Origin of the sequence: Nostoc sp. (genome assembly GCF_036916985.1) — a bacterium.
In the GTDB taxonomy this organism is placed as follows: Bacteria; Cyanobacteriota; Cyanobacteriia; order Cyanobacteriales; family Nostocaceae; genus Nostoc.
Genome location: NZ_JBALFD010000064.1, coordinates 53,774 through 65,172, shown reverse-complemented (window position 1 = coordinate 65,172; position 11,399 = coordinate 53,774). Strand labels below are relative to the sequence as shown.

Below are 11,399 nucleotides of genomic sequence, written 5' to 3'. Positions count from 1 at the left end.
TTTCCAATCGCCTGGTATATTTGCTATTTCAACTCGTCTTGATCTACCTCATCCTGGTGATTGGAATGTTTAGTTTTTCCTTGGGACTTGCTTGAGCCAAAGCTGTAGGCCATAGCTATTTTAACGATGTCAAAATATGCTGGGTGATTAGCTTTGTTAACGATCGCTAAAGAAATAGATCCTGCCACTAAGATCACTAAAAGTGGCGAAATTGGTTCTAACCCAGAGCCGTTGTTGTTGGGCATGATATAATCTCCAAATGGAAAGTTACGAAGCCTTTGGCTAACTTTCACTTAGCCAAAGGCTATTTATTGCCAAGATGGGCTTAACCCCAAGACTCAAATATCATTGCGATCGCAAATAGACACATTAGGAAAATTGCTATCCTCGCAACCCATAACCGTAGACTTGCGGATAAAAGCATCCCAACTATCGCATTTGCCCCTAAAACGTGAGATACAACCAAGGCTATTACCAGCCCCAGCAGCCCCAGCAGAAAATATTTGAGTCCTATAAAAAACCACTTGAACAGCAGATTATCGTTATCTTTGAGACTGGGTTTCATAGTTTTTTCCTGTTTTGAAAGTTGAATCTAGGCAGCAGTTAGCACTCCCCTGACACACTAAAGAAACAGCGAATATCCACAGTTTTGCTCCCACCAAGTCAAAATACACAACAGTCCTACTCCTGAGTAGAGTGGGAATGCTAACGAAGGTGGTCTTAATATTTGCAGATCGTGAAAAATTAAGCTCTTTGATGAATTACCAGGGCAATCTGGTTAGATGTTCAATGCGCGTAATCGCACAGAAGTGTATTACGCGCATTGAACCCTCGAAATTCTTACAGGCAATTTGTATACTTGCCTTTTTCAGAATTTGCAGTTTCAGCCTTTGCCTCTATTTTTGGCTAACTAAGTTTCTTTAATTCACCCGTAACCTTACTAAGCTACCGTGGTTTTGCTGTTACCCTCACTATAAGGTAACTTAGTTACTTAGGTCAAGGTAAACTATAAAGAAAATTATTTAAATAGCATAAAATACTACAAACTCGGCTGAAGTCTCCAAATTAATCCTGACTTTTGGGACTTCCATGCCCGCCCGGAAATAAATTTTCGGGCTAATAGCTTAAGTCTACTGAAGTAGACTGGAGATTTTTGGCAATATTTAGTCATCTTCAGATGACTTTAGCTATGAGACGGGAATTGAAATTCCCGGCGGACGAGCGGTTTCGCGTTAAGTGACACCACTGGCATCTTGCCCGCCATATAAACTGGGCTATCGTGTCGCCCACCCCACAATATTTGGTAATTTATTTGTTGGAAGTCCCTTTGGCACGAAGGGATTTTCAAATAAAAAATACTGACTTGTCTCACTCACCCGTAGCCAGTACACAGGTAACTTATGTGAGATCACAAGGAATTCTGACAACTGAACCTTAAGTACTTGGCTAAAAAGGCTCAATTTGATATGGTTAATCAACATATCAGATTGATATATCAAAATGCTGAAGTTGTCAGTATTAGGTCTATTACAACGAGAGCCATTAAACGGTTATCGGCTTAAACAGCAACTCGATATGTTTATGAGTTGCAGTATTTGTGTCAACTATGGTGCGATTTATCCTCTTCTGAAGCGCATGGAAAAACAAGGTGAAGTGAGCTTATGTGCAGAACAAATAGAAGAAGCTGGACATTGTGGAAAGGTATACGAGATTACACCCATTGGCAAAAACACTTGGTATAAAGAGATGTTGGCATATCCTCATGAAAGCTGGGTGAATGCGCGATCGCGATTCCTAATCAAATTTTTTTTCTTTGGTTATCTATTACCTGAAGAACGAGTGCGGTTAATTGAACATCGATTGATGTCATGTCAGTTACGCCTGGAAGAGAAAAAAGCACTAGAAGTTACTGATGATTTATATCAAGGGAAAGTGCAAAGGCGTGCAATTGAAGTGATCAAATCAGAAATTGAGTGGCTAGTTGAGCAACTCCAAATAGAGCAACTGCAATTAGCTCAAACGTCAAACTCAATCAAGAGTGCTGAGTGGTGAGTTATGAGTGATGAGTGCTGAGTGAAACAGCTTTAACACAAAAAACTTTTGAAGTATCCTAACTAACTATGTGGATCGTCAAAATTGCTTTACGTCTTCCGTATACATTCGCGATCGCCGCTTTGATGATTGTGATCCTTGGTGTAGTAACAATATTTAGTACACCAGTTGATATTTTCCCTGCAATTAACATTCCGGTTGTCAGCGTAGTTTGGACTTACACTGGTACCACATCTGAGGAAATGGCACAGCGAATCGTCACCATTAGCGAACGCGCTATGACCACAACCGTTGGTGACATCGAACATATTGAGTCTCAATCTTTAAGTGGTGTTAGCGTCGTCAAGGTTTTTTTCCAACCTAACGCTAATATCGCCTCAGCAGTGGCTCAAATTACCTCTGTCAGCCAAACAATTCTCCGCCCTTTGCCACCTGGGATTACACCGCCATTCATCATTCAATACAACGCTTCTTCGGTGCCGATTATCCAGATGAGTGTCAGTAGCAAAACCTTGCCAGAAGAAGCACTCTTCGACTATGCTACCAACTTCGTCCGCACCCAATTAGCAACAGTCCAAGGAGCGAGTGTACCTCTACCTTATGGTGGTAAACCTCGGCAAATTATGGTTGATATCGATCCCCAAGCGATGTTGGCTAATGGCATTTCTGCCCAAGATGTGACTAATGCTGTCAGTGCCCAAAACCTGGTTTTACCAGCAGGGGGTATGAAAATAGGCGATCGCGATTTCGCCGTCCAAATCAACAATAGTCCAGATGTGGTGACAGCTCTGAACGACTTACCGATTAAGCAAGTTAATGGTACTATCATTTCCATTCGTGATGTCGCCCAGGTAAGAGATGGCTTTGGTGTCCAAAGTAACATTGTACGTCAGAATGGTAGGCGATCGAGCTTACTTAGTATTCTGAAGAGTGGTAATGCCTCGACAATTGATGTGATCGAGCGAGTCAAAAAAACTTTGCCTCGCATCCAATCCACCTTACCCCCAGAACTGAATTTAGCGTTTCTGTTCGATCAATCTATATTTGTGAAAGCTTCAATAGAAGGCGTTCTCAAAGAAGGATTGATTGCAGCCTGTCTCACCGCGCTAATGATTTTGATTTTTTTGGGAAGTTGGCGCAGCACCTTAATTGTAGCCGTATCGATTCCCCTCTCGATGCTAGTTTCGATTATTGTCATGAGTCGTTTGGGACAAACTTTCAACATCATGACCTTAGGTGGTTTATCCTTAGCGGTTGGGATTCTGGTAGATGATGCCACAGTAGAAATTGAAAATATCCACCGAAATCTCGGACAAGGTAAACCCATCAAGCGAGCAATCTTAGATGGGGCGCAGCAAATCGCCACTCCAGCACTTGTAGCAACATTATGTATTTGTATTGTCTTTGTGCCGGTCGTGTTTCTCAGTGGAGTGGCCAAGTATTTATTTGTCCCCCTAGCGATGGCGGTAGTATTTGGGATGCTTGCTTCTTATGTGCTATCTCGGACTGTAGTACCGACAATGGCAAGCTATCTTTTACCGCATGAAGCAGACTGGCATAGAGAAAACGAGGAGCATAATGGTAACAACAACCATCATCAAAATTCGCCAGTTCAAAATAATAATGGTCATGGCGATCGCCACAGCCATTCTTCACTAGTTGAAATCCATGATAATCGCGACCATCATCTAGATTCGCCAGTCCAAAACAATAACGGTAGCGACAACCACCAAACAGAAGAGGCCGCAACGACAACTGCCGAACCTGTGAAGAAAGATTGGATCTGGCAACTACACGAAAAGTTTAACCGACAATTTGAGAAATTTCGCAGTTGGTACTATGGTGTCCTGACCTCAGCATTAAATCACCGCCGCATAGTATTTGTGCTATTTGGTGCATTTATCGTCAGTGCCGGAGTTTTGTTGCCGTTCGTCGGTCAAGACTTTTTCCCGGAAGTCGATGGCGGTCAGTTTAGCCTCCATATTCGAGCCTTACCTGGTACTCGTTTGGAAGAGACAGAAAGAATTGTCAGCCAAGTTGAAGGCGTTATCCGCCAGACTGTACCGAAAGAGAATCTCGCTCTGATTCTGGATAATATCGGCTTACCCACCAGTGGCATTAACCTTACTTATGGCTACAACGGTGCGACAATTGGGCCGGCTGATGCTGATATTCTTGTCTCTCTAAAAGAATCTGGTGCAACTTATTCTTACATCAAGGAACTCCGCCAGAAATTGAAAGCGACATTTCCCAGCTACACCTTCTTTTTTGAGCCAGCTGATATTGTGACTCAAATTCTCAATTTCGGTTTACCTGCTGCTGTTGATGTGCAAATATCTGGCCCTCTGAAAAATTCAAAAGCCAACTTTGAAATTGCCCAACAAATCGCTGCGCGGATGACGCGTATTCCTGGGGCTGTAGATGTACATCTCCAGCAAGTTGTCGATGCGCCGAAATTACGTCTTGATGTCGATCGCACCGAGGCTCAACAATTAGGGATGACCCAGCGTGATGTTGCCAATAGCGTCCTCACTTCCTTAAGTTCAAGCGGTCAAGCTGCAATCAACCAATGGCTCGATCCCAAAAAAGGCGTGAGTTACACTCTGGCTGTACAAGTTCCTCAATATAAACTTGACTCTATTGACAGCCTGAAAAATACGCCAGTTGGCAACGGTCAAACTGCACCGCAACTTTTAGGTAATTTGGCTAGTGTCAAACGCGACACAGTGATGCAAGTTGTGAATCACTACAACATTCAGCCAGTTTTCGATATTTACGCTAACTCTTCTGGTCGCGACCTGGGGGGAGTTGCCAGCGATGTAAATCGAATCATCGCTGATTATCAGAAAAAATTGCCTAAGGGAAGTCAGATTAATATTCGTGGGCAAGTGCAAACGATGAACTCTTCCTTTCTGGGACTTGGTTTAGGACTTGTATTTGCAATTGTGTTGGTTTACTGCTTAATGGTGGTGAACTTCCAATCTTGGCTCGATCCCCTGATTATTATGATGGCGCTGCCAAGTGCCTTAGCAGGGATCATTTGGATGCTGTTTGTCACCCGCACCACCCTAAGCGTTCCTTCGTTAATGGGTGCAATTATGAGTATCGGTGTAGCGACATCAAACAGTATTCTGATGATCACTTTTGCTAACGAGCAACGTGTAGAAGGAGAAAATGCCTATAAAGCATCCTTAGCAGCAGGTTATACAAGGTTGCGTCCGGTGTTAATGACTGCCTTAGCCATGCTCATCGGCATGATACCAATGTCGCTCGGTCTTGGTGAAGGTGGTGAACAGAATGCGCCCTTGGGTCGCGCTGTAATTGGCGGCTTGTCAGCTGCAACAGTCGCTACTCTGATCTTTGTACCTGTTGTATACAGCATTATGAGGCGTCAACCACCTCGTCCTATTGATGAAGAGGATGACGATTTAAATTTCTCAGATCCCAAGGCAGCCTATTCGTTGTCATCATCTCAAGGCAAGTCATGAGCAATTCAAAAGGTCGCGCTCAGAATTCTCTAACTTCTCTACGAGACTTGGGCATTGGTCTTTGCGTCGAATGGCACTAAGAAAACGTGAGTTCGACAAGTCTTATTTGACCTCTCCCCCAGCCCCTCTCCGTGTCGGCTACGGTGTACACACATCTTTGTATAAAACCAAAATCGTTGAAGATCCCCCTAAATCCCCCTTTTTAAGGGGGACTTTGACTCTGGTTCCCCTTTTTTTAAGGGGGTTAGGGGGGATCTAAACGCTGTGAGGCAACTCTCAAAGACTTGTGTGTACACCGTAGCTTCGTGTCGGAGAGGGGAGCAAAAAGCTTAATTTTTTGTTGCTCCTCCCTTTCCGAAACGGAAAGGGAGGTTGGGAGGGAGAGGTTCATGGAACTCACGTTAAGAAAAGGCGAAAGGCTTGTGTCACCTCGTTCCCAGTCTGAAGACTGGGAATGTATTCCAAGAGGGCTGCTGCCTCTGGTCAGCCCACTGGAGGCGGAGCCTCCGAGAATGGGTTCCCAGCCTCCAGACTGGGAACCCGTTAGGGCAAAGCTTATAGCTTTTCTTAGTGCCATTTGTCTCTGCGTCCCCAATCCCCAGTCCCCATGCTAAATTGCTGCAAATTAGAAAATACAGGACAGTTTACCTATGGATTCTCAACATCGTCCATCTCCTGATTCTGAAGAACAAAAGACTTCTAAAAAACAAAAACGCGGCATCGGTGGAATTGGTTGGGCTGTACTTGGTGTTGTTTTTTTTGGTAGCCTACTGGCCATAGGCATTCTACCCCGGTTGGGTCAAAAGTCAGAATTACAAGCAGCAGTCAAGGAAGCAAGCACAGTACCCTCAGTCAACGTAATGACTCCCCGCCGTGCTACTGGTGCTACGAAAGTGGAACTACCTGGCAATGTTGTAGCCCTGAATCAAACGACCATCTACGCTCGCAGTACTGGCTATTTACGGCGGTGGTATGCAGATATTGGCGATCGCGTCCGAGCCGGTCAGTTGTTGGCGGAGATTGACTCACCAGACACCGATCAGCAAGTTCTACAAGCGAAGGCAGAGTTCGTGCAAGCACAAGCCAATGTGTCTCAAGCCCGTGCTAATTTAGCTAAAGGTATTTCTGATTTGAAGCAAGCCCGCGCTAATCTCTTGATAGCGCGTCAGAGTTGGGAGCGCTGGCAAGTTCTTGTCAAGCAAGGTGCTGTAGCTCAACAAGATGCAGATACAAAATATGCCACATATCAAGCTAATCTTGCCAACGTTGAAGCAGCACAAAACACCGTTAATTCTGACTCTGCCAATATCAATGCAGCACAAGCTAACGCCTACGCAAGTCAAGCAAACTTCCAGCGTAATACAGTATTGCAGTCTTATAAGAAAGTCACTGCTCCCTTCGCGGGAGTGATTACCGCACGTAATGTCAATACAGGTGTTTTGATTTCAGCAGGTAATGGCAACACCAGTAACAGCAACACCAACACTAGCAATACCAGCCTTTATACTATTGCTGCTTATGACAAGCTCAACGTGAATGTAAGTGTTCCACAGAGTTTATCGCAGTCGCTTCAGACTGGACAAACAGCACAAATTACAGTTAGAGAGTTACCACAACGAGTGTTTAAGGGTAAAGTAGTGCGTACTAGCAACGCCATAGATCCAAATACTCGCACTTTGCTGACACAATTAGAGGTGCAGAATTTAGATGCGACGCTGCGACCTGGGATGTATGCCAATGTCACATTTGCCATTAACCGCGCCAATCCTCCCTTTGTTGTGCCAGATAGTGTTTTAGTCGTTAATGCCAGAGGGACGCAGGTAGCAACTGTAACTAAAGATAAAACAGTGCATTATCAAAAAGTTGCTGTTGGGCGAGATTATGGTACTGAAGTAGAAATTACATCTGGTCTGACAGGAAATGAATCGCTCATTGCCACTCCTACGGTTGATGAGACAGAGGGCTTGCGCGTGCAGCCAGTTGCACAAAGTCAGCGTAAATAATTATCGTTGGGATAAGGCAGGGAGCAAGGAGCAGGGGGCAGGGGGAGAATAATAAATTTTTAACTCCTAACTCCTAACTCCTAAACTCAGCACTCGTTACTCAGCACTCTTGAAGTGAGGTACAATAAAGTAATTGGCGCGATCGCGCACCTCATCAAAAAAAGCCCAAGAAAGCATTCCCAGAGCAACAAATGTCTACCCCGAAATATTGAGGGGATACCAAATTGGCAGTAATGTTATCTCACATAGTGAGATAACATTGGTTTGTACTGTGTCTTTGTGTGAGTATGAGTGTCATTCCCGAAAACGTTCTTTTGGCTTTCGCCGAAAAACGGTGCTTGTCTAGCAGCGAGATAGAAGTGTTTTTATATGCTGTTGAGGGACAATCGCCAAATGCGATCGCGAAAAAATTGGCAATCAGTGCCGAAGCAGTACGCAAAAGATTAAGTGAAGTTTACAAGAAATTTAATGTTATTGGTAGTGGTCCAGGTAAGCTCACTAAGTTACAGCAAGTTATTGAATCTGAGTATCAAGCATCTTTATTGAATGAAAAATCCATTACCCAAAATCGCCAAGATTGGGGTGAAGCGCCTGGGGTCTGCTTTTTTCGGGGACGCATAGCAGAATTGTCTCAGCTACAGCAGTGGTTGATCGAAGATAATTGCCGACTAGTGGCAATATTGGGAATGGGCGGAATTGGCAAGACTGCTTTATCCGTGAAACTGGCAAAGGAAGTTGAGGAAAATTTTGAGTATTTGATTTGGCGAAGTCTCCGCAATGCGCCACCTGTAGCCGAGATGTTAGCAAACCTGATCGGATTTTTATCTGATGAAAGAGAAACAGATTTGCCAGAAAGCATAGATAGTAGAGTAACACTGCTGATTAATTATTTACGAGAGCATCGTTGTCTGGTGGTATTTGATAATACAGAGACAATTTTACAAGAAGGCGATCGCGCTGGACACTATAGACATGAATACGAAGATTATGGTCAACTACTGCAACGGGTAGGAGAAGAACTACATCAAAGCTGCCTAGTGCTGACATCTCGCGAAAAGCCAAAAGAGTTTGCTCCTTTAGAAGGACAAGAATCACCAGTTAGAACATTATCATTAGTCGGTTTAGAACAAACAGAAGGGCAAGAAATTCTCCAAGATAAAGGGTTATTTGGCTCACCACAAGAATGGGCCAAACTAGTTGAGAAATATTCTGGTAATCCCTTGGCGTTAAAGCTAGTTTCTCAACCAATTCGGGAGTTATTCGGTGGTGATATTGCTGCCTTTCTGGCTGAAGGCGAGATCATTTTTGGCGACACCCGAAATTTACTAGACCAGCAATTTGAGCGGTTATCAGAGATCGAAAAAGAAATAATTTATTGGCTAGCAATCAAGCGCGAGTTAGTTTCTCTAGACGAATTGCTCAATGATATTGTGCGTCCCTTGCCCAAAAGGGAAATGATGGAAGCGCTAGAATCACTGCGGCGGCGATCGCTAATTGAACAAAGAAGAGCAATTTTCACCCTCCAGTCTGTGGTGATGGAATACATGACCGACCGATTAGTAGAACAGGTTTGTCACGAAATTACCACTCGCGATCTGAGACTATTTATGAGCCATGCTTTAATGGAAGCAACGGCAAAAGATTATATTAGAAACACTCAAATTACTCTGATTATTAAACCAATCATCGATAGATTATTAAATATTTTTAGATATGCTAAAAATATTGAACATCATTTATATCAAATTTTATTGTATCTGCGACAGGTTCCCCAAACAGCAGCTTATGCAGGTGGAAATCTGCTAAATATCCTTTGTCAATTACAAACTGATTTTAGCGGCTATGACTTTTCTAACTTGATTATTTGGCAAGCATATTTACAAAGCGTGAATTTGCATCGAGTGAATTTTACCAATACTGATTTAGCTAAGTCCGTTTTTGCAGAAACATTAGTTAGTATTTCGTCAGTAGCATTTAGCCCCAATGGAAAACTTTTGGCTACGGGTGATGCTGATGGTAAGACTTACTTGTGGCAAGTTGACGAGGGCAAGCTACTTTTTACTTGTATTGGACATAGCAGTTGGGTAAAATCAGTTGCCTTTAGTCCCGATGGGCAAACTTTAGCTAGTGGCAGTGATGACCAAACAGTGAAGTTATGGGATGTTCATGATGGGAAATGCCTGAAAACTTTGCACGGACATAGCAATTGGGTCAGGTCAGTTGCTTTTAGTCCCGATGGTCAAACTTTGGCTAGTGGCAGTGAAGACCAAACAGTGAAGTTATGGGATGTCCGCAATGGTAAGTGTCTGATAACTTTGCAGGGAAATACCAATCGAATTATGTCAGTTGCTTTTAGTCCCGATGGTCAAACTTTGGCTAGTTGTAGTGAAAAGCAAACCGTGAAGTTATGGGATATTCGTGATGGTAAATGTCTGAAAACCTTACAGGGGCATAGCAGTTGGGTAAGGTCAGTTGCTTTTAGTCCCGATGGGGGAATTTTAGCTACTGGCAGTGATGACCAAACCGTGAAATTATGGGATGTTCGTGATGGTAAATGCCTGAAAACCTTACAGGGACATACTAATCGGGTATGGTCAGTCGCCTTTAGTCCCGATGGGCAAACTTTAGCTAGCGGTGGTGATGACCCGACAGTGAAATTATGGGATATCCGTAATGGTAAGTGCCTGAAAACCTTCCAGGGGCATAGCAATCGGGTACGGTCAGTAGCTTTTAGTCCCGATGGGCAAACTTTAGCTAGCGGTAGCGAAAACCAAACAGTGAAGTTATGGAATGTCCAAAATGGTAAATCCTTGACAACCTTGCAAGGACATAGCAATCGAGTCAGGTCAGTAGCTTTTAGTCCCGATGGTCAAACTTTAGCTAGTGGCAGTGAAAAGCAAACAGTAAAATTATGGGATGTCCGCAACGATAAATTTATCAAAATTCTGGAGGGGCATAACAGTTGGGTACGGTCAATTGCCTTCAGTCCTGATGGTCAAATTTTAGCTAGCGGTAGCGAAAAACAAACAATTAAATTATGGGATGTTCAGACGGGACAATGCCTCAGAAAATTGCAGCAACATACCAATCGAATTAGGTCAGTTGCTTTTAGTCCCAATGGTCAAATTTTAGCTAGCGGCAGTGACGACCAAACAGTGAAATTATGGGATGTCCACACCGGAAAATGTCTCCAAACCTTGAAAGGGCATACCAGTTGGGTAAGATCGGTTGCCTTTAGTCCCGATGGTCAAACTTTAGCTAGTGGCAGTGAAAACCAAAGAGTCAGGTTATGGGATATTTATACAGGAAAATGTATCCAAGTTTTAGAGGGACATAGCAATCGTATCAGGTCGGTTACTTTCAGCCCCGATGGACAGACTTTAGCTAGTGGCAGTGATGACCAAACAGTGAGGTTATGGGATATTTATATGGGCAAGTGCTTGACAACCTTGCAAGAACATACAAATCGGGTCTGGTCAGTTGCCTTTAGTCCCGATGGTCAAATTTTAGCTAGTGCTAGCGAAGACCAAACAGTAAAATTATGGGATGTCTACAATGGCAAGTGCCTTAAAACTTTGTCAGGGGCTAATTGGGTAAAGTCAGTGGCCTTTAGTCCCGATGGTCAAACCCTGATTTGTGGCAGCCAAGATGAGACAATTAAGCTTTGGGATGTATCGACGGGTGAGTGTTTAAGAACACTGCGATCGCCACGACCCTACGAAAAAATGAATATCACCGGGGTTACAGGGCTAACGGCAGCGCAGTTAGTAACGATAAAAGCTTTAGGGGCAGTGGAAAATAAAGAGCAAAAATAAAAGGTAAAAGAATGAACTTTGCCTTTTTCATTCATTCCTTT

Annotated in this window: 6 protein-coding genes; 4 read left to right on the top strand and 2 right to left on the bottom strand. The window is 43.6% G+C overall.

Going from position 1 to position 11,399, the window contains the following annotated elements:
* Positions 1 to 23: 23 nt before the first annotated feature.
* On the bottom strand, positions 24 to 245 hold the full coding sequence (locus V7L07_RS21520) for a hypothetical protein (RefSeq protein ID WP_335060930.1): 222 nt from the start codon (positions 243 to 245) through the stop codon (positions 24 to 26).
* A gap of 80 nt (positions 246 to 325) precedes the next feature.
* Positions 326 to 565 (bottom strand): hypothetical protein, encoded by a 240-nt coding sequence (locus V7L07_RS21515; protein WP_335060929.1) that lies wholly within the window; start codon positions 563 to 565, stop codon positions 326 to 328.
* A gap of 935 nt (positions 566 to 1,500) precedes the next feature.
* On the opposite strand from V7L07_RS21515, the gene V7L07_RS21510 reads away from it, so the two are divergent.
* The 4 genes from V7L07_RS21510 (at position 1,501) to V7L07_RS21495 (ending at position 11,358) form a co-directional block, all read left to right on the top strand.
* A complete protein-coding gene (locus tag V7L07_RS21510) occupies positions 1,501 to 2,052 on the top strand; it encodes a PadR family transcriptional regulator (RefSeq protein ID WP_335060928.1) in 552 nt (183 codons plus the stop codon).
* Between the two features lie 68 nt (positions 2,053 to 2,120).
* Positions 2,121 to 5,540, top strand: a complete 3,420-nt coding sequence (locus V7L07_RS21505; RefSeq protein ID WP_335060927.1) for an efflux RND transporter permease subunit — start codon at positions 2,121 to 2,123, stop codon at positions 5,538 to 5,540.
* 650 nt (positions 5,541 to 6,190) lie between these two features.
* Entirely contained in the window at positions 6,191 to 7,543 is a 1,353-nt protein-coding gene (locus tag V7L07_RS21500; protein WP_335060926.1) for an efflux RND transporter periplasmic adaptor subunit, read from the top strand.
* Positions 7,544 to 7,830: 287 nt separating this feature from the next.
* Complete coding sequence (locus V7L07_RS21495) at positions 7,831 to 11,358, top strand: NB-ARC domain-containing protein (protein ID WP_335060924.1); 3,528 nt, start codon at positions 7,831 to 7,833, stop codon at positions 11,356 to 11,358.
* The last annotated feature ends 41 nt before the right edge of the window (positions 11,359 to 11,399 follow it).